This is a genomic window from Rhodopirellula sp. UH5 (genome assembly GCF_056839225.1).
Map to the genome: position 1 here is coordinate 5,091,884 of NZ_CM166390.1, position 20,112 is coordinate 5,111,995.

Here is a 20,112-nt window from a genome sequence, read left to right on the forward strand (position 1 = left end):
TCTCGGTTGCTGAACGGGCGTTTCGAAACGTGTAGATTAACGATTCGACTATGACTTCCCCGCATTGGACGCCCTGATGACCGTCGCTGAATCGACTGCTGCCACTGACTCCGCCCCCATTCGCCCGATTCGAAAAATCCTGGCTGCCAATCGCAGCGAAATTGCCACCCGGGTGTTTCGCTCGGCTCACGAACTGGGCATTCGCACTGTCGCGATTTATTCCCACGAAGACCGCTACGCCCTGCACCGATTCAAAGCCGACGAGGCCTACCAAATCGGGACGCCCGGCGAGCCCATTCGTTCTTACCTCAACATCGACGCCATCGTTGGCTTGTGCTTGAAGCACCACATCGATGCGGTGCACCCGGGATATGGTTTCCTGTCTGAGAACCCTGAGTTCGCCAAGGCGCTCACGGACGCAGGCATTTTGTTCATCGGTCCCAGCGAGCAAAGCTTGCGAGATCTGGGCGATAAAACCAGCGCCCGTCGCTTGGCCGAAATCGCTGGCGTGCCCGTGTTGGGCGGAACCGCTCAAGCCGTCACCTCGGTCGACGAAGCGATCGAAGCGGCTGAGAATCTGGGCTATCCGATCATGTTGAAAGCCGCCAAAGGTGGTGGCGGTCGGGGCATGCGTGTGGTGATGGACCCCAGCGAATTGGGAAGTTCCCTCGAAGCCGCCCAGCGCGAAGCGAAAACGGCATTTGGAAGTGACGAAGTCTTCCTGGAACGCTTTGTCCAACGAGCCCGGCACTTGGAAGTGCAATTGCTCGGTGACCGCCACGGCAACTTGGTTCACTTGTATGAACGCGATTGCAGCGTCCAACGCCGGCATCAGAAGGTCGTCGAACTCGCCCCCGCACCGAATCTTCCTGCCGAAATGCGTGACGCCATCTGCGACGCGGCATTGCGAATCGGACGCGCGGTCGGCAAAGCAAGCGGTGGCTACGAGAACGCGGGAACGGTCGAGTTCTTGCTCGATGTCGACCAAAACGAGTTCTACTTCATCGAGGTCAACCCGCGAATCCAAGTCGAGCACACGGTGACCGAAGAGGTCACAGGCATCGACATCGTTCGCAACCAAATCCTGGTCGCCCAGGGATATCCGCTGGAAAGTGAAGAGGTCGGCCTGCCATCCCAGGATGGCATCCGAACCATGGGATTCGCGATGCAGTGCCGGATCACGACCGAAGATCCCGCCGCCGAATTCCGTCCCGACTACGGCCGAATCAGTCACTACCGCAGTGCAGCTGGTCTGGGCGTTCGTCTCGATGCGGGCACGGCGTTCAGTGGCGCGGTCGTCAATCCTTTTTACGATTCCATGTTGGTGAAGGTCACCGCGCGAGCCCCTACCCTGGCCGCCGCTGCCCGGCGGATGGATCGATGCCTGCACGAATTTCGAATTCGTGGCGTGAAAACGAACATTCCGTTCCTGACGCGGCTCGTCAATCATCCCACGTTCTTGGCCGGCGAAGCCACGACGCGTTTGATCGACACGACACCGGAACTGTTCCGCTTGCCACGCCGGCGTGACCGAGCCACCAAGCTGCTGACGTTCCTGGGCGAAACGATTGTCAACGGGAACCCGCTCGTCACAGGGCGTCCACCCGCTGTTCGCCGCGAACCAGCCCCGGTTCCCGAGATCCCGCCCACCTCCACGCCACCTCGCGGAACCGCCGACATTTTTCGCGAGGAAGGCGTCGATGGATTGATGCGTTGGATTCGCGAACAAAAAGGGCTGCTGCTGACCGACACGACCATGCGTGACGCGCATCAATCGTTGCTGGCCACTCGAGTTCGTACCGATGACATGCTTCGCATCGCGCCGGCCTACGCTCACCTGGCCCCACAATTGTTCTCGCTGGAAATGTGGGGAGGAGCCACCTTTGACACGTCGATGCGTTTTCTCAAGGAATCACCTTGGCAACGGCTGGCTGACCTCCGCGCAGCCGTTCCCAACATTCTGACGCAGATGCTGCTGCGGGCCAGCAACGCGGTTGGCTACACCAACTACCCCGACAACGTCGTGCGACTGTTTGTTCGCGAAGCCGTGCAGGCAGGCATGGACGTGTTCCGCGTGTTCGATGCGCTGAACTGGGAAGAGAACATGAGGGTGGCGATGGACGCCGTGATCGAGGAAGGCGGTATCTGCGAAGCATCGATCTGCTACACCGGTGACTTGCAAGACCCGCGGCGGACCAAGTACGACCTGAAGTACTACGTCGATCTGGCGAAGAAGCTGCAGGCGGGCGGCGCTCACATGATTGCGATCAAAGACATGGCAGGGCTGCTCAAACCAGCCGCGGCGGTGAAGCTGCTGCGAGCCTTGCGTGACGAAGTCGACCTGCCTATTCACTTGCACACTCACGACACCGGTGGAATTCAAGCGTCCACGTTGATGGCCGCTGCCGGCGAAGGGTTGCAGATCGCCGACGCGGCACTGGCGCCCTTGTCGGGCGGAACCAGCCAAGTGAACTTGAACACGCTGGTCGAAGCCCTTCGTTTCACCGACCGTGAATCTTCGCTGGATGGTGAGTCGTTGACTCAGCTGGCAACCTACTGGCAAGCCGCTCGTGAATTCTACAAGCCGTTTGAAAGTGATGTGCTGCCCGCGACCGGTGACCTGTACGACCACGAGATGCCCGGTGGCCAATACACCAACCTGTTTCAACAAGCCCGTGCTTTGGGATTGGCGGATCAGTGGGCTGGCGTCTGCCGCGCTTACGCGGACGTGAACCGATTGTTCGGCGACATCGTCAAGGTGACTCCCACCAGCAAAGCCGTCGGTGACATGGCGTTGTTCTTGGTCGCCAATGAAATGTCGGCGGAAGAGGTCCTGACGACGAACAAGGCACTCGCGTTTCCCGCCAGTGTGCTGGATCTGATTGGTGGCCGGATGGGACAACCACCAGGCGGCTTCCCCGAAAAAGTCATGCAGAAGATTCTCGGTGACCAAGCCCCCGTGCTGGAACGCCCAGGTGCATCCATGCCACCAGCCGACTTAGAGGCGGCCAAGGCTCAAGCGGCCGAACTGACCCACGAAGCGCCCAGTGACCGTGATGCAGTGACGTACCTGCTGTATCCCAAAGTATTCGAAGAGTACTCGCAGCATCGCAACACCTACGGAGACGTGGAAACCCTTCCGACCCCCAATTTTTTCTATGGGCAAGAACCGGGTGATGAGATCGCCGTCGACATCGAACCCGGCAAACGTTTGATCGTCAAATATCTAGCCGTGGGCCAACCCTATCCCGATGGCACACGCACGGTGTTCTTCGAACTCAACGGGCAACCCCGAGAAGTCTCGGTCATCGATCGATCGTTGGACGTGGACATCAAAGCCGCGGTGAAAGCCGATCCATCCGACGCCACCCATGTCGCTGCGTCGATGCCTGGGATGGTCATCACGGTGGCTGCGGCCGAAGGTGAAAAGGTGAAGGCGGGGCAAAAGTTGTTGGTGCTGGAAGCCATGAAAATGGAAACCACCATCAACGCGCCCGCTGACGGCGTCGTCACCAAAATCCATACACCTCCAGGAACCCAAGTCGAAGCGGGAGATTTGCTGGCGGTGGTGGAGTGAGGGAGGAGCGTGCGGTCAATTGAAAAAGTTAAATTGACAATTGTAAAATCGGAGCTCGGGCGTTGGATCTGCACGAATTCAGCTGATGGCCAAAACGCAACTTCGAACCCCACCAGCAATTGACCGCCCGAGAATGCCGCTCCTGACGGGGCGACGAAATTCCGATGATTCGATAGGCTTTTAGAAAATTCACGCGTTCGCGCCCTTTGAGCTTTCGGAAACCAACCTCATGTCGATCAAACGTGTCGGAATCCTCACCGCCGGCGGCTTGGCCCCGTGTCTGTCGTCGGCCATCGGAGCCCTGATTGAAGCCTACACGGAGCAGGCTCCTGAAATTGAAATCCTCTGCTATCGATCCGGTTACAAAGGTCTGCTGCTCGGCGACAGCTTCGTCGTCGATGATCATTCGCGAAAGAATGCGGCGATCTTGCACCAGCACGGTGGCAGCCCCATCGGCAACAGTCGGGTCAAGCTGACCAACGTCGCCGATTGCGTGAAACGCGGTTTGGTCAGCGAAGGCCAAGACCCATTGCGGGTGGCCGCCGAGCGATTGCAATCCGATGAAGTCGACGTGTTGCACACCATCGGTGGTGACGACACCAACACGACCGCCGCTGACTTGGCGGCCTACTTGGCCAAACACGAATACCAACTGACCGTGGTTGGTTTGCCCAAAACGATCGACAACGACGTCATTCCGATCAAGCAAAGTCTCGGTGCTTGGACGGCGGCTGAAGAAGGTGCCAAGTTCTTCGAAAACGTGGTGGGTGAACACAGCGCCAACCCACGCATGCTGATCATTCACGAAGTCATGGGACGCAACTGTGGTTGGCTGACCGCCGCCACCGCTGCGAAATATCGCGAGCGATTGCAGAAGCTGAACTTCTTGCCCGAAATGGGACTCAGTCAACAACGTCGCGATGTGCACGGTGTCTTCGTTCCTGAGATGAGTTTTGATCTCGAAGAAGAAGCCAAGCGTTTGCGCGCGATCATGGATGAAAACGATTGCGTCAACATTTTCATCTCGGAAGGTGCCGGTGTGGACACCATCGTCAAGGAAATGGAATCGCGAGGCGAAAGCGTTCCCAAAGATGCATTCGGTCACTACAAACTGGACGCCGTGAACCCCGGCAAATGGTTCGGCAAGCAATTCGCCGACATGCTGGGTGCTGAGAAGACACTCGTGCAAAAGAGCGGCTACTTCAGTCGCGCCGCCGCTGCCAACGCCGAAGACATTGCCTTGATCGGTCGCTGTGCCAAGAAGGCGGTCGAGTGTGCCATGCAAGGCATCGGTGGTGTGATCGGAGAAGACGAAGACCAAAGCAACGAACTTCGGGCAATTGAGTTTGAACGGATCGCCGGTGGCAAACCATTCGACATCAACGTGGACTGGTTTGGTGACCTGCTCTCACAAATGGGACAACCCAAGGGCGAAGTCCTGGAAACGTCTCACTGACGGACCAACTGAGCGGCAACAACCTCCGTGCCGAGCGCGTCGTTCGCGCCTGGCACGGATGGCTTTCGCTTCCCGTTGAGCAACCATCCGATTGGAGTGTGGCGAACAAAGATCTGGTAGCTCAGCAACAGCACCACGCTTGAGACCCCACTGACAATCGTGAACTTCACCAATAGCGGGACCTCCCAGTCTCGCACCCAAAACTGCAGGAACATCACCAGCGGCAGGTGAGCGAGGTACAACCAGTAACTCGAATCCGAAAGGTACCGCAGTGTGCGACTGGGATGAGCGAATAGGGTTCGAAACATTCCCATCATGCCGAAGGACACGATCCAGGCATACGCGGATTGAACGAAGACGGAAGCGACCAACCCTCCGCCCTCCGTTTGCCCACGCAGCGTCCATCCGATCGCAAACAGGATGGTGAACGACAGCGGCAGACTCATCTTCCATCCGCGACCGAGATCCCCGTCGCGGTCATTGGCGTCGAAGTAAATCGCGCCAAAGCCAAAGAACAATGCGTAGTACGCCAGCACCGATGGCATCGGTAGCAGACCGACCGATGTCGCCGGCCCGAAGCCTTCGTGCCGCATGAACCAATGTGGCAACATCGTCAGCGGGATCAACCACAACAAACAGCGCGGCGAACGAACGATGGACGCCAGATCCCATCGTGAACGCCATGCCCGCGGGGTCAACGTCAGGACGAGTACAAACCCCGTCACCAGGAAGCACAGGAACGATAAAAACCACAGGTGACCGGTCACCGGAAATTCGAACAACAGAAACATCAATCCGCCCCAGTCCACGGCGTCCATGCCGCCACCGGCGACCGGTTCCGACAAGGTGACGCCCATCATCGTCGCGATTTTCTGCCGGCCGGATTCCACGTCCTCCTGATCGACTTCGATTTGCAACAACCCGGCCACGAACTCGGTCGTTCCCCAGGGTGCCCGCATCACGTCGATCGGCCGCTCTCCCTTGTGGTTTCCCAGTTCTGGGTCCGCGTCGTAATCCAACAACACCTTGGCAATGTCATCGCGTCCCAGGAACGCGGCCACCAAGAAGGGTGAGTCACCTTGCTCGGATCGTTGATTGACATCGGCGCCTGCCAACAACGCTTTTTCCACTCCCGCCAAGTCATCTTGAACGACGGGAGTCAATAGATCGGTTGGGTCGACGGCGGTGATAATGCCCGCAGGGTGGGCCTGGATGTAGCCAGCAACGATCCACATGGCGGGAATGATCGTGCACATTCCAATCACAAACGGAATCGCAATTCGCAGGATGCGATTTTCGATCAGCTTCGAAACCCCGCGGCGCCGAAACAGCATCATCGTGAAGAAGCCGCTGAGCAAGAAAAACAACGGCATTCGAAAACCATGCACCAGCGCAATGAACATCGAAACCAAATCGCTGCTTTGCGAGTCTTGGATCGGCCACCCTCGCCCGGCATCGGGCGAGTAGGCGATTGCTGCGTGCAAGAAAATCCCCAGCAACATGGCGATCCCTCGCAACGCGTCCAGGTCGTGCCGGCGAGACGAAACAGAAGTCATTGAATCACTCATGGCTTCAGTTTCCTCGATGTCGGGGACGCACGCACCGTTGCTTCGGTAACGAACTGTACCGATCTGAATCCCGCGACCCGAAAACCAAGCAAGAGTGCTGCGTCACAACGAATTATTCGGGTCGCAAAACTCGTCAAGAGTTTTGATTTGCACCCTCAATCGCCGAAAGTCTTGACGACTTTCGCGACGGCCGAAAGACTCCTGCTTACCTGCGTCAGCTTGGATTCCAATCCAGCCCCATCGGCAACTGGTTCAAGTTGACAGGACCGTCCGCCGTCACGACCAACATGTCTTCGATGCGAACACCACCATGTTGACGTCCATAGAGCCCCGGTTCGACCGTGAAAACTTCACCGGCGAGCATTTCACCTCCGCCATGATCCAGCAGGATCGGCTCGTGAACTTCCAGACCGATCCCGTGGCCGGTGCCGTGTTGAATCGAGGGCCCGTCCGTCTGCTCCCCTCGTGAGATCGGGTACCCGTGACTGACCAAGACCTTCTCAACGGCCAACTGGACTTCTTCGCCCGTTCTTCCGGGGAACAAGACTGCCTCGGCGGCGTCCTTGGATGCGACCACCGCCGTGTGCATTTTCTGAACGGTCTCGCTGGGCGTTCCATGGACCACGGTTCGCGTGCAGTCGCCGTTGTAGCGAGTTGACTCATCGCGTGGAAACAGATCGACGATGACCGGATGCCCGGTGTACAAATCGCCGTCGCCTCGGTGGTGGCAATCCGCTGATTCCGGCAACGTCGCAACGATCGCACCGTGGCTCATCGTGTAATCACGTTTCATGAACGCTTCCGCCGCCATCGTGCGAACTCGTTCGCTGGTCAACGGTTCGCCACCGACCATCAATCGACCTTCTGAACCGACCTCCGCGGTGGCGATCATTTCACACATCTGCCGCATCACCGACTCCGTGACCGACTGAGCTTTCCGAAGCCATTCGATCTCTTGTTCCGTTTTGACGCGGCGATCGATCACGCCCAAGTCATCGTCGTAGGCGATTGAGATCCCAGCGTCGGCCAAGTGCCAGGCGTAGATCAGCGGGAACGCTCGGTCGACGACGACCTGATCGATCGATTGAAGCTGAAGGAATCGGGCGACGGATTGAGCGGACGCGGTTTCGCGATCGCCACTGGCGGATCCCGAGACGGGCGGGAAATCAGCCGGACATTGAACGGAATCCAATTGTCCCGCGGCGCGAGTTCGGTCCATTTCCAAGTCACGCACGATGCCGATGTTTTTTCCGTCGGGCAGGCGCACCCACGCAGCAGGATCACCGAGCGCGATTCCCAAACGTCGAAACAAATTTGCGTTTCGATCGGCCAGGCCCGCCATCACCTGGGCTCCCTCGGAGCCGAGACTTGAACGAGCGTCGTTGGATACAGAACCGTCAGCGGAGTCGCTCATGGCGACCATCAATTTAGAGTGAATCATGCACCCAAATTAACCGACCGAGCCGAAGCTGCCGAGAGACCGCCAGTTGAGCGAGTTGGCAACCACTCAATCACCGACACAAGGCGGGATTGGCGGAACGGAAGTCGCCTCAATTGCCTTGTTTTTTCCTGGAAACGGCGAGCCAGCTGGTCAATCTCGCCAATCAGCCTCCGCCAGCAACGCTCGCGTTTCCTGGCAGAATCCTTGTAGATTCACTAACCGTGCTGACCCACAGAGCGTTTGCGAAATTCGCTTGCGACTGTTCTGGCAGATGAAGCGATCCGGTGGTTCGTGCCGATCGCTGGGAGAGACGTCGCTCTGACGCGATCGCATGGCATCGCTTCGGCGACCAAGCGTCTCGCCCCGCCGCCATCGCTTGAGTCTGTTTCATGACATGGTTTTTAAAACCCACTGATGCGTCCGCCTCCGACGCCCACGAAGCAACATCCACCCGCACGATCGCAGCCGCGGTCCTTCGCGTGGATCGAATGCTTCGACGTCGTCGGATACTCGCCGTCGCGATTGGGTGCACCGTGTTGTCAGCTGGCCCAGGTTTGACCGGCACCAGCTCAGCTGGGTTCCCGGAGATGGTCGAGCGGGTCGGACGCTTTTGCGGAGCCAGCTGGGGTGACGGGTACCACGCCTGCCACAGCAGCGGCATGCGACCGATGGCCAATCTGCCGCCGCGTTCGTACCCGGCACGCACCGGCAACCTGGGTGACAAAGTGATGGGGTGCAAGACGTGCCAGTCACCAAGTTGCCAGGGAACGTGTCAAGCCAACTCGCTGCAATCAAGCGAACTTCGCGATGGCTTCAGCAGATTGCGTCCAACCATGCTGCCCACCGCCGATCGTCCGACATTCTACGACCGCTTTGACGAGTACGCTCGAAAAGTCAGCTTCGAAGCCGCTGCGGCCGAAGTGGGTGCCCAGCCTGTTGACCCGATCCTCGATCACGAAACAATCGGAAGTCACTATCCCGAGACCAACTCGCCTCGGTTTCAGCTGCACTCGAAACACATCGATCAGTTCACGCACCATGGGTTCTCTGTCCTGGCAAACGAGGATCCCTCGACAACATCATCGTCGGAACCAACGCTCGAAAAATCAGCCCTGACCAGCGACATCCCGGTCGCAAACGAGCCACTCCCAAAGCAGCAATTGACTGCAGAAGAGATCCAGCGTTTTCGTGAATACCAAGAACACCAACGGTTGGAAAAGAAGTACAAAAAGTACTTGATTGAGCCAGAGGAAATCGAACCTTCGCAAACGTTCGGTGGCCCGCCTGTCGGTAGCGAGCAGCGACGTTCGCTCGACGAGCGGAAGGTGGAGGAATTGCTGAAAGAAAAGCCGCAGCTTCTACCCCCGCCTTCGGCCAGCGAAAATGAAAAGCAGGAGGACTCGCCGGCAAGTCCCAGCGACCTGCTCGACACCTCGCTCGAAGAACTGCTGCCGCCTTACCCTGAGGAAGACGACTTGCTCCTGCCCTCTGATGCGGCTGGACCAGCGTCTTGGCCAACGGGCTCGGCAACCGACTCGTTGAGCCATCAATCACCGTCTCCCGCATCGGTACACTCCTCGCGGAACTTCATCCGGCAACCGTCCGGAGAAGCAACCGCAGCGGCGGCGGCCGACAGCACTCCCACCCAGCGTGTCGCGGAAGTTCCGAACTGGCGTTTCGTTCGCCAGCCTCATTAGTGGTCCAATACGCCTAGGAATGAGGGTTACGGCCGTAGCGGAAGTCGTCAAGACTTTCGGTTTCCCCGCCACCAACGAAACTCTTGACGAGTTCCGCTACCCTGAAATTGAGTTGGAACAGACCACGATGCACGGCATCCATAGGATGCGTGGCAGCTTACCAATACCTCAAGTGCGGCCGCCTTCGCAGCATGTTTCGCAAATCGTGTGACATCGCTCGCACTGCAACTTGCCGCGAATTTCGATCAGGGTTCGCCCCAAACAAACGGGGCAAACACCCAGCGTCGCATCCGCGGGGGAGCACTGATTCCACTGGTGCGGCGCATCGGACTGCGATGAACCCTCTGCTGATGGATGGTTCAATTTGGGAGCTCTCGATTCATTCATGTTGCAATCCATTTGGTGTGCTGATTTCAAAACGGTTAGACTCCAGCAGGAGGATAATCGATGGCTTCCGAGCATTCCCTTTTCAAAGCTTCTCCTCGCGGAACCGTTTTCAACCGTGATGCGTCACGACTGAACCGGCTGGTGCGAGTGGCAACCGCGATGACGCTCGTGCTCGGCGTGAGTGTCTTGGTCCAGCTCCTGCTCCCGTACCAGGACTATTTCCCTGCCAACCTGAAGGACTCGGTTTTCCTGTCGGCTCACCGAAGTCACTTCCACGGTTGGTATCCCATCGCGTTCTACATTCACATTGTCGCGGGACCGATCGCATTGGTTCAAGGTGCCGCGTTGTTCTTCAGTGGATCGAAGCGGAAACCGACTCCAAGATGGCACCGTGTCATCGGGCGGGTTCAAGCCGTTGTGGTCCTGTTGTTTTTGTTTCCTAGCGGTTTGGTGATGGCCCAGCACGCCATGGCTGGCCCGAGTGCGGAAGTCGCCTTCACACTGCTGTCACTGGCAACGGCGATCACGATGGCGCTCGCGATCCGCAGTGCAATGAGCGGGAGGATCCGTCAGCACCGTCTTTGGGCAACACGCTGTTTTCTGCTGCTGTGCTCGCCGTTGATGCTTCGAGTCGTCGTCGGGTTCACGATTCTCACGGGAACAGAAACTGATTTTGCACACCGTCTTCTCGCTTGGGCCAGTTGGTTGGTCCCGTGGTTTCTTTTCGAGGTTGGGAGAAAATGTCATGACGCTGCTTCAATGTCACGGAACACAACCAGGACAACGCCGGCGACGGCTTCCATCCCCATCTCGGTGTAGCGACCCAATCGACAGAATGCATGATCGTTCGTCGACATCGGCTGCGGTCAAGATTCAGCGTCATGCATTCACGCTGCTGGAACTCCTGGTGGTCATCGGCATCATCGCTGTCCTGATCGGATTGCTGATGCCAGCGGTACGCACATCCAGTGAAGCCGCCAGAAGAATGAGTTGCAGCAACAACTTCAAACAACTTGGACTCGCGCTGCACAACTACCACTCCGCCTACAAGCAGCTTCCTCCTGCCCAGGGAGGCACGCTTCGAGGCCCATCCGAACGGGACGGGAACTCACGGCGTCTCAGCGGATTGGTGGCGTTGCTGCCGTTCTTTGAAGCCTCCAGCTTGTGGGAAACAATCTCCAACCCCGCTGAGTTCAACGGAATGTTCTACCCGCCAATGGGGCCGGCACCCTGGGTCGAACAGTACGAACCTTGGACGACACAGATTTCAACCTTGCAGTGTCCCGCTTCGCCGGCCACGCCCGAGCCATTTGGATTGACGAGTTATGCCTTTTGCGTGGGCGATCAAGTCGACCTGCTGAATGCCGAACACTCGTCAACACGATCGGTGCGCGGCATCTTCGCCGGGACCCATGTTCCCCACTTTCGCACAATCACCGATGGCCTCTCCAACACCATTGCCATGTGTGAAATCGGCAACGACCCAGGGGGGAATTTCGTCATCGGTCAAACCGCGATTCAACAAACCGGGGCAATCTTTGAATCGCCCAGCACTTGCCGAGAAACGTTGGATGTCGACCGACCTGACTTCTACGAATCATCCGTTCAACTCGCCAGCGTCGGGCGGGGCGGTCGGTGGGCCGATGGGGTTGCGGCGATTGCGGCCGTCAACACGATCCTGCCACCGAATTCACCAAGTTGTTCCGTTGGAAAACAATTGACCAGCCCAGGCCTCCATTCGGCGGGCAGTTTTCATGCGGGTGGAGCAAACGTGCTGATGGCGGATGGCGCGGTCAAGTTCATCATCGAATCGATTGATCATGGTGATTCGACCGCCGCGGTGGTTCGGTTGACGGAAGCGGCTGAATCCAACGCCAGCACCACCTCCGAACCGGTCGATGAAGCTGCTGGCAACTCTTCCAATCAAGCGGACTCTTCATCGCCAACCTCGTTCACTCATCCGGAGAGCCCGTATGGTGTGTGGGGCGCACTCGGGACTGCCCGGAGCGAGGACTTGGTGACCAGCGGCCTTTGATTCCGACCGGAACTTGGGAATAAAATGGTAGTCCGATCCATCGCCGCCACGATCCGATACGCTGGGTGACATGATTCCCGCGAACGATAGTTTTCCTGAAAGTGCTGCTCCCCTGCGTCATCGAATGATGCTGGTCCAGGATGCTGCCAGCGACTGCCCGTACATCGATGGCGAACCAGCTCGCATGCCGTTGTACTTCCCAATGCCTCCGCGTCAGAGCGAAGACACGGACATGCTGCTGGCGGCTGGTTTTCGTCGCAGCAGCCAATTTGTCTATCACACGAATTGCCCGAACTGCTGTGCCTGCCAGCCCATTCGATTGCGAGCCGAGGATTTCAAACTGACCAAATCGCTGCGTCGTGTTCTCAAAAAAGCGGAGCGGGAACTGACCTGGCGTTGGCAAGTCCCACAAGTCGATGCGGATCGTGTTCGACTTTACAACGATCATCGCAACGTTCGCGGCTTGGCACACGATGACGACATCAGTGCGTCGGACTACGAGACCTTTTTGATCGCAACCTGTTGGCCAACGCTTGAGCTTGAGATCCGTTACCAAGACCAACTGGTCGGCGTTTCGATCATGGACATCGGCCAAGAAAGCGTCAGCGCGGTGTACACCCATTTTGATCCGATCGCATCCAAGTTCAGCCTGGGAACCTTCGCGGTGCTGCAACAAATTCAGTGGGCCAAAGACAACGGTCGCACTTGGGTGTACTTGGGTTTGTACGTCGCCGAAAACCCACACCTGAATTACAAATCACGATTCGTACCGCAGGAACGTTTGATCGACGGGCAATGGCGTGTCTGCTTGGAGTAGACTCTGGCGTCACACATCCATTCCCCACGCTGTGAGAAGAAGTCTTGACGATTTGGTGGTTGGTCGCGCTCGCCGTGACGATGGTGCTGGTTTCGATCCTCGCGTTTCGCTTGCACCCGTTTCTGGCGCTGCTGTCGACGGCAATCATGGTGGCCATGCTGACCACGCCGGCTCAGTTGTCGTCCTTTGCATCGGCGAGATTGGCCGAAGGTAAATTCACAGAATCGGAGGCCGCCGACTTTGTCGGGCAGAGTGCATCCGAGCGAGTCGCGGATGCGTTTGGTGCGACGGCAGCTTCCATCGGGATCGTGATAGCATTGGCCAGCGTCATCGGTGGATTGCTGATGCAATCCGGTGCCGCGGCGCGGATCGTTGACACCATGCTTCGCTGGACCGGGGAAAAACGAGCTCCTGAGGCGATGGCTGCCGCGTCTTTTGTGCTGGGAATCCCGGTGTTTTTCGACACCGTTTTCTACTTGATGCTGCCGCTGGCCCGGTCCCTCCGACGCAAAACAGGCAAGAATTACGTGCTGTTCATCCTGGCTATCTTGGCAGGCGGATCGATCACGCATTCGTTGATCCCACCGACGCCGGGACCGCTGCAGGTCGCCGCGTTCTTGGAAGTCGAAGTTGGTGCGATGTTGATCGCCGGACTGGGGATTGGGAGCGTGACCAGCGTGATCGCACTGGCCGCCGCGAGAGTGATCAACCACTTTGTCGACTTGCCACTTCGCGACGAAGACGGTGAAGAGATTCGGCCGGAAACTCAACGTCTGGCGTCAGCCGATGAGGATTCGGCCGACATCCCGCCCAAACCGCCACTGTGGCTGGCACTGTTTCCGATTGCCTTGCCGGTGGTCTTGATTGCTCTGGGATCGACGATCAAATCGATCTACGGAAGCGAAGCCGTCGCCGAATCAGAACTGTTGGGCTGGATCATTCGCTTGGGCGATAAAAATCTTGCGTTGGGACTGGGGTGCCTCGTTGCGTTCGGGTTGATCCGGTGGGTCCCCAACGACCAACGACGAAAAGTGGTGTCCGCCGCCATCGCCTCAGCAGGATCGATCATCTTGATCACCGCAGCGGGCGGGGCGATGGGCAAAATGCTTTATCACGCCGGGATCGCCGAAGTGGTCGGTTCGATCGCCCAAGGATTCCCGGGGCTTTGGTTGTTGCCGTTGGCGTTCCTGGTCACGACCGCGATTCGAACGATCCAAGGTTCCGCGACCATTGCCATGATCACTTCGGCCAGCATCTTGCAATCGCTGGCAACCAGTGGCGAGCTTCCTTTTCACCCGGTTTACCTGGCGATGGCGATCGGAGCGGGAAGCAAACCGATTTCCTGGATGACCGACAGTGCGTTCTGGATTATCTCGGAAATGACTGGCATGACAGAGAAAGAAGCCCTGCGAACGATCTCGCCAATGAGCGCGGCGTTGGGAGTTTCAGCGTTGTTGGTCACGGTGATTGCCGCGGCGATCTTCCCCGCCGTGTGATGGATCGGATCCAGAAGCGACGGTAGAAATGGCTCCGGATGTCACACATGTACCGATGAACGGTTTCAAATTCTGGCCCCAGTGATTTAAATGGGGTGTTTTGATTTGCCCCAAAATCGACAAGAACGAACCTGCATGGATACGACGCAACCCGATTTGATCAACGAACCGACCGCGGACAACTCCGCCTCCAGTTCCGCCAACGGCTTCCAAGCCTCGTCGAAGTCGGACGAGCCAGCGATGAGCAAGAGCGAGCGAATTCGCCGCTACATCCAGGCTCATCCCGAGGCTCGAAACACGGAAATCGTTGCGGCGCTCGAAGAGCACGGCATCAAATACCAAGACGTTGGGAACGTACGCTCGCAAGAAAAACGCAAAGCAGCCAAGAAGGCTGCCCCCGCGAAACGCCGGCCAGCCGTCGCTAAGCCTGAAGTCGCAACCCCGGCGAGCACCCCGGCCGCGCCAGCACCAAAACCGGGGGCTGTCAGCATGGAAACACTGCAGGTGGGAGCTGAATTCGTCAAACAGGCCGGGGGAATTGAGCAGGCACAGGCCATTCTCGACCTGATTCGGCAAATTCAATCCGTCTGAGACCGCCGCCCAAGGCGTGCAGGTCCAATTCAGCCAGCGGCTTGCCGCGTGCAATGGCCTTGAAAAGCCGCAAGACCTCTTCGGGGAAGCGTTTTTGAATTCCGTGCCGGGGGGGGGTTGGGAGAACCCTCAATGTGTCGCAAAGCCTCGCCGTGAGAATGACACAGGCAGCTTTTTCCCGCGGTCTTCGGAAGTCCGAAACCCCTGGAAAACATTGACTTCTGTTGACAATTCACTACCCTAGGATTCCCCCCTGCGGTCGTCTTCGCTGACAAATCATCCGACCGCTCCCCGCCTCCCACCGAATCAAAGCCGTTGGTTTCATCGCCACCGAGCTTCCAGTCTCATGAACAATGCATTGAACTTCCCAAAGCGAAAGGTCGCTTTGGATGGATGCTTCTCATCGCAAACCGCCTCTGACGGTCGAGTCCTGAGCAAACGCAAGCAGCGTGTACGTGCTGCGATCGCTTGGGCCGCCTTGGGTGGGATGTGGATCGGCAGTGGCGTTGCCGCACCCGATTTTTCCGGCCGATGCTTGGCAGACGATGTGATCGTGCCAACGCCAGCAACAGCCGTCGAGGCTCCCGCGACACCGGTGGCTTCGCAAACTGCGGCCACGATTCGATTCTCCTTCAACGGTGTGCCTTGGCGCGAAGTCGTTCAGTGGTTGGCCGACGAAGCGGACTTGGCATTGCACATCGGCGAATTGCCGCCGGGCAGTTTCACCTACACCGACAACAGCGAATTCACGGTCCAAGAAGCGATCGACCGAGTCAACCTGTTCTTGATCTCCGAAGGGTTCACGTTGGTACGCAGCGGTCGCTTGCTTTCGGTCATCGACCTGACCGATCCGCGTGGTGTGCAACAGCTGGAAACGCTGGCCGAGTTCATCGAAGCTGAACAACTCGTCGAAAAAAAGCCGCACGACGTCGTCAAATGCATTTTCTCCTTGGGTGAGATTGACGGCGAAGACGCGGTGCAAGAGTTGTCCGCCTTGAACTTGATGACCAATCCCACGGTTCTCAACAAAACGAACCAACTGATCGTCACCGACTCCGTTGCGAAACTGAGAAGCGTTCAGCGTGTTCTGTCTGCGTTCAAGATGGACCAGATGGATAACGGCACGATCGTTCAATCGTTCCAGTTGCAACACGTCACTGCCGAAGATGTTTTGACCGTCGCTCGCCCGCACCTGGGGTTGGCCACGGATGAAATGATCGGGATCGATGTCAGCTTGTCGGCCGACCTGGGCGGCAACAGCATCTTCGTCACTGGCATCGAAGACAAAGTCAAATTGCTGGAAGGTCTGGTCAAAGCGGTTGATCAACCCGATGCGTCAAACGCCACCTCCAACGAACCCATGCAGCTTCGCTCGTACCTGGTTCCCGGTGGCAACGTTCGCACGGTCTACAACGTTTTGCAAACGTTGCTGTCGGGCAAGACAGTTCGCCTTTCGATGGATGACGATGCAGGCACGATTGTCGCTTTGGCGTCAGCGGAAACCCAACAGGAAATCAGCCAAACGGTCGAGGAACTTCAAACCGCAGAGGATGAATTCGAAGTCATTCAACTGAACTCGGTCGATCCCACGTACGCGATCAGCTTGATCGATCAGATGCTGGACCTGCCGGACGAGTACGCCGATCCAGACGAAATCGATCCAGACATGCCGCGAATCGATGCGGATCCCGGCAATCGACGCCTGTTTGTTCGCGGTAAACGACATCGCATCGACCAAATCAAAGCCATCGTCGAAGGTCTCGAAGCGGGCAGCGTCTCGAGCGATACCAACCAAGTGCGCGTGCTCCCCTTCAAAGGCAAAAACGCACAACGTTTGCTGGAAACCGGCGCCAAATTTTGGCAGTCCGCGAACCCGGTGATTCTCTATCCTGGGCACGAGTCCGATTCACCCAATGTGCTCGAACGCGTCCCCCATGACGACGATGCAGGTGCCACCGAGAGCTCGGATCCCCCACCCAGCCAGAAAGCTCTCGAACTGACCAGCAAGCGAAACCTGACAGACGAGCCCGCCGACGCTCGGTTGCTAACGACCGTCACGCGATCGCGATCGGAGCCAATCACTTGCCAAATCACGGCGCGGGGATTGGTCCTGCAATCCGAAGACACCGATGCCTTGGACGAGTTCGAGCAGCACCTGCGTTCACTGGGCACATCCCTGCAGCCAGCATCGTCACCACCGATCGCGTTCTATCTGAAGCACATTCGGCCGGATGACGCGCTTCGAATGCTGGCGGAACTGCTCGAGGGCGGTGAAGCAGCCAAAGAAGGTGAAGCCGGAACACTGATCAACGGAACCATGACCTCCGTTTCTTCGGGCGGTTATCTGGGAAGCTTCCTGACCACTCGCGACGGGACAATGACCTTGTTGTTCGGTTCGATCACGATCGTATCCGATTCGCGTTTGAATCGGCTGATCGCGCAGGGATCCTCGGACGACATCGACCTGATCGAGAACTACCTCAAGATCATCGACAAAGACCGCAGCATCACGACCGTGCAAACCTACGGAACCTCGAGTGTCATCGAGCTCAAACACACTCGCGCCGCGGATGTCGCGGAAGCCATTCAAGAAGCCTACGCCAGCCGCATGGTCGAAGGGGCCGGCAAAGCCAACGCGGCTGCTGGTGGCGGAAACGATGCGGACGCACGCGACGCAGCTCGCAATGGCGACAACCGTGGCAACTCGAAGGCCCCGCCAAAGAAATCAGCTTCCCAGGCGGCACGGGATTTAGAACCCAAGATGACCGTGGCTGTTCACGAAGCCAGCAACTCCTTGATTGTGACCGCACCTCCGCAATTGTTTGCTGAGGTGGAAACGCTTGTCCAAACGATTGATTCGCGTGGCGAACAAGCGGTCGAAGTCATCATCCCCAGCAGCGATGAAGTGATGGGCGCAGTGCTTCAACAAGTGCTCGGCGCTTCGACAACCTCCAGCCGCCCAACGACCTCTTCCCGCGATCGTTCGCGAGACCGAGGAGGCCGATGATGCGACCTCCCTGGAGTGCCATCCTGTTCTCGCAGTTCCTTCCAAGCGTGCGACGCACTGCTCTTCAATTCGCTTTGCCCGCCTCGCTGGCACTGATGTCCGGTGCCGTGATCTCCGGCGGCACCGTCGCTCACGCCCAGTCGGGACTTCGTGAGTCGTTGGAGCGTCTTGATCGTGATCAAGATGGCGACATCGAACCCGAAGAAATCACAGCCCTTTCTCGTCCTTATTTGGAACGAGTTGCCGAAGCACGCCGAATGGACCTGAACCGAGACAACTCGATCGAGCGCTGGCAAGAAGCCGTGAGGATTTATCACGCCTTGCAAAACGGCGTCTCAGGCCAAGAGGTCGACCCCGAAACCGACATCACCGTGCGTCCCTTTGGCCCTCTCGACAACGAACCCATGGTTCCCGAGTTCGGCCTGGGAGAGATGAAGTTTCAATACACCGCTGATGACTACCGCCAAGCCGAACGCACGCTCGCACGCAGCGATCGGAATCGCGATGGCTTCCTCGACCGTCGTGAAGTCGAGCGAGCCGACTGGAAATTTCGCGATCCCTTCGACGAAGATTACGACAAAGACAACCGGCTCAGCACCATCGAATTGGCACAGCGTTACGCTCGCCGACGCTTGCTTTCCGACGCGTCCAGTGAACTGATTCGGAAACGCCGGCGAGTTGGCAGCGAGGTTCGCGCAGTCGAGCCTTCTCGACGGGTTGACGACTCACGCTCGTGGCGTCGGGACCGTCGGTATTACCTCGCTTCCACCGTGATGGAACGATTCGACCAAAACCGAAACGGGCGTCTGGAAGCCAGCGAAACCGTTGCGATGGGGATCCCATTTGGCCGCATCGACCTGGATCGCGATGGCGAAATTTCTCGCGACGAACTCAATGTCCATCTGCTCCAACTCCAGGAAAGAGAAGACCAGGACGCGGAAGGTTTGCCACCGTGGTTCTTTGAACGCGACGCGGACGGTGACCAACAGATCTCAATGCCCGAGTTTGCCGAGGAATGGACCTCTGAATTGTTGGCCGAGTTTGAGTCGTACGACCAGAACGCCGATGGTTTGCTCACCAAGAGCGAGCTGGCGGGATCGACCTCGTTGATGGGCGGCAACTATCGCAGTGATATCGCTTCCGCCTTGCCGCCTCGTAAAACGGTCATCTCCGAGATCTTCATCGAAGAAGACTACGTGATTGCAGACATCAATCTGCAATTGTCGATCACGCACACACAAGATGAATCGCTCGACGCCTATCTGGTCGGCCCCGACGAAACCAAGATCGAACTGTTCACCAGCGTTGGCGGGCACGACGATCACTTCGATCGGACGCGATTCGATGACGACGCGCAGATCCCGATTACCAAAGCTCGCCCACCGTTCGAAGGCACGTTCATTCCCGAAGGCCGGCTGAAGAACCAACCCAGTCTCAGCTCATTCAACGGAAAAAGCGTTCAAGGAGTTTGGCAATTGGTCATCGTGGGAACACGAAGTGAACGGTTTGGCCTGCTACACAACTGGAGCCTCGACATCACACCGGACACGTCGAAGCCCTGAGTCGAATGGCACTTGCTGCACCCTCCCAGAGGTCGCGCAGTTGATCAACGCCGCTTTTCAGCGTGTTTTCACATGATGCACCTCTCCCAAAACGAAGTTTCAGGGGAGCGACGCCGTTCAGGCCTACGCGAGTGAGGGGACAGGAAAGCCACGGAGTGGCGACAGGTGTTCGGGGCGTGTTCCCAGCTGTCGTCGCTCCGCGACTTGGTGGGTGTGTTGAGACGTTTGAGACCTTGGGTTGAAACCCAAGGCTTTCGGCTTTCGTCGCTCCGCGACTGGTGTGGCGGGCGCGCCGAAAGTTCAATTGCTACACGGGCGTTGGGTATTTTACGCGGTGGCGTTTGGGTGGGGCTGGTTGGGCGTGCTGTGTGTGTCGGTTCAACCGCGGAGCGGTGATAGTTGATAGCCTCGGGTTTCAACCCGAGGTGGGAGTGACGCCCCCGGGTCAGGAAAGCCACGGAGTGGCGACAGGTGTTCG

At 57.9% G+C, this 20,112-nt stretch carries 13 protein-coding genes; 10 read left to right on the forward strand and 3 right to left on the reverse strand.

Annotation, left to right across the window (positions count from 1 at the left end; all coding sequences use genetic code 11):
* The first annotated feature begins 64 nt into the window (after window positions 1-64).
* Both UH5x_RS17920 and UH5x_RS17925 read left to right on the forward strand, forming a co-directional pair.
* Window positions 65-3,577, forward strand: coding sequence for a pyruvate carboxylase (locus tag UH5x_RS17920; protein ID WP_482633223.1), 3,513 nt, complete (start codon window positions 65-67; stop codon window positions 3,575-3,577).
* A 229-nt stretch (window positions 3,578-3,806) separates the two neighbouring features.
* The gene (locus UH5x_RS17925; RefSeq protein ID WP_482633224.1) at window positions 3,807-5,033 is read left to right on the forward strand and encodes a pyrophosphate--fructose-6-phosphate 1-phosphotransferase; all 1,227 of its coding nucleotides are present in this window, start codon (window positions 3,807-3,809) and stop codon (window positions 5,031-5,033) included.
* Here UH5x_RS17925 and UH5x_RS17930 read toward each other — a convergent pair.
* Window positions 5,027-6,601 (reverse strand): acyltransferase family protein, encoded by a 1,575-nt coding sequence (locus UH5x_RS17930; protein ID WP_482633225.1) that lies wholly within the window; start codon window positions 6,599-6,601, stop codon window positions 5,027-5,029. The two genes, UH5x_RS17925 and UH5x_RS17930, sit on opposite strands and share 7 nt — an antisense overlap.
* Window positions 6,602-6,815: 214 nt before the next feature.
* Complete coding sequence (locus tag UH5x_RS17935) at window positions 6,816-8,024, reverse strand: M24 family metallopeptidase (protein WP_482636016.1); 1,209 nt, start codon at window positions 8,022-8,024, stop codon at window positions 6,816-6,818.
* A 407-nt stretch (window positions 8,025-8,431) separates the two neighbouring features.
* On the opposite strand from UH5x_RS17935, the gene UH5x_RS17940 reads away from it, so the two are divergent.
* Window positions 8,432-9,739, forward strand: a complete 1,308-nt coding sequence (locus UH5x_RS17940) for a hypothetical protein (protein ID WP_482633226.1) — start codon at window positions 8,432-8,434, stop codon at window positions 9,737-9,739.
* Window positions 9,740-9,907: 168 nt separating this feature from the next.
* Here the strand turns inward: UH5x_RS17940 and UH5x_RS17945 are convergent, their stop codons facing one another.
* On the reverse strand, window positions 9,908-10,126 hold the full coding sequence (locus UH5x_RS17945) for a hypothetical protein (RefSeq protein WP_236696599.1): 219 nt from the start codon (window positions 10,124-10,126) through the stop codon (window positions 9,908-9,910).
* A gap of 60 nt (window positions 10,127-10,186) precedes the next feature.
* On the opposite strand from UH5x_RS17945, the gene UH5x_RS17950 reads away from it, so the two are divergent.
* The 7 genes from UH5x_RS17950 to UH5x_RS17980 all read left to right on the forward strand — a co-directional run bounded on the left by UH5x_RS17950 (window position 10,187) and on the right by UH5x_RS17980 (window position 19,634).
* Window positions 10,187-10,945: a DUF2306 domain-containing protein gene (locus UH5x_RS17950; protein ID WP_482633227.1), complete on the forward strand. Its 759-nt coding sequence runs from the start codon at window positions 10,187-10,189 to the stop codon at window positions 10,943-10,945.
* A gap of 16 nt (window positions 10,946-10,961) precedes the next feature.
* On the forward strand, window positions 10,962-12,161 hold the full coding sequence (locus tag UH5x_RS17955; RefSeq protein WP_482633228.1) for a DUF1559 family PulG-like putative transporter: 1,200 nt from the start codon (window positions 10,962-10,964) through the stop codon (window positions 12,159-12,161).
* Between the two features lie 70 nt (window positions 12,162-12,231).
* Entirely contained in the window at window positions 12,232-12,978 is a 747-nt protein-coding gene (locus UH5x_RS17960) for an arginyltransferase (protein WP_047816598.1), read from the forward strand.
* Between the two features lie 44 nt (window positions 12,979-13,022).
* Window positions 13,023-14,474 carry a GntP family permease gene (locus tag UH5x_RS17965; protein ID WP_047816599.1) on the forward strand — a complete coding sequence of 484 codons (1,452 nt, stop codon included), beginning with the start codon at window positions 13,023-13,025 and terminating at the stop codon, window positions 14,472-14,474.
* A 135-nt stretch (window positions 14,475-14,609) separates the two neighbouring features.
* Window positions 14,610-15,065, forward strand: coding sequence for a hypothetical protein (locus UH5x_RS17970; protein WP_047816746.1), 456 nt, complete (start codon window positions 14,610-14,612; stop codon window positions 15,063-15,065).
* 346 nt (window positions 15,066-15,411) lie between these two features.
* Window positions 15,412-18,072: a secretin N-terminal domain-containing protein gene (locus tag UH5x_RS17975; RefSeq protein ID WP_482633229.1), complete on the forward strand. Its 2,661-nt coding sequence runs from the start codon at window positions 15,412-15,414 to the stop codon at window positions 18,070-18,072.
* Window positions 18,069-19,634, forward strand: coding sequence for a proprotein convertase P-domain-containing protein (locus UH5x_RS17980; protein WP_047816601.1), 1,566 nt, complete (start codon window positions 18,069-18,071; stop codon window positions 19,632-19,634). Before UH5x_RS17975 ends, UH5x_RS17980 begins: the two co-directional genes overlap by 4 nt.
* Window positions 19,635-20,112 lie beyond the last annotated feature (478 nt).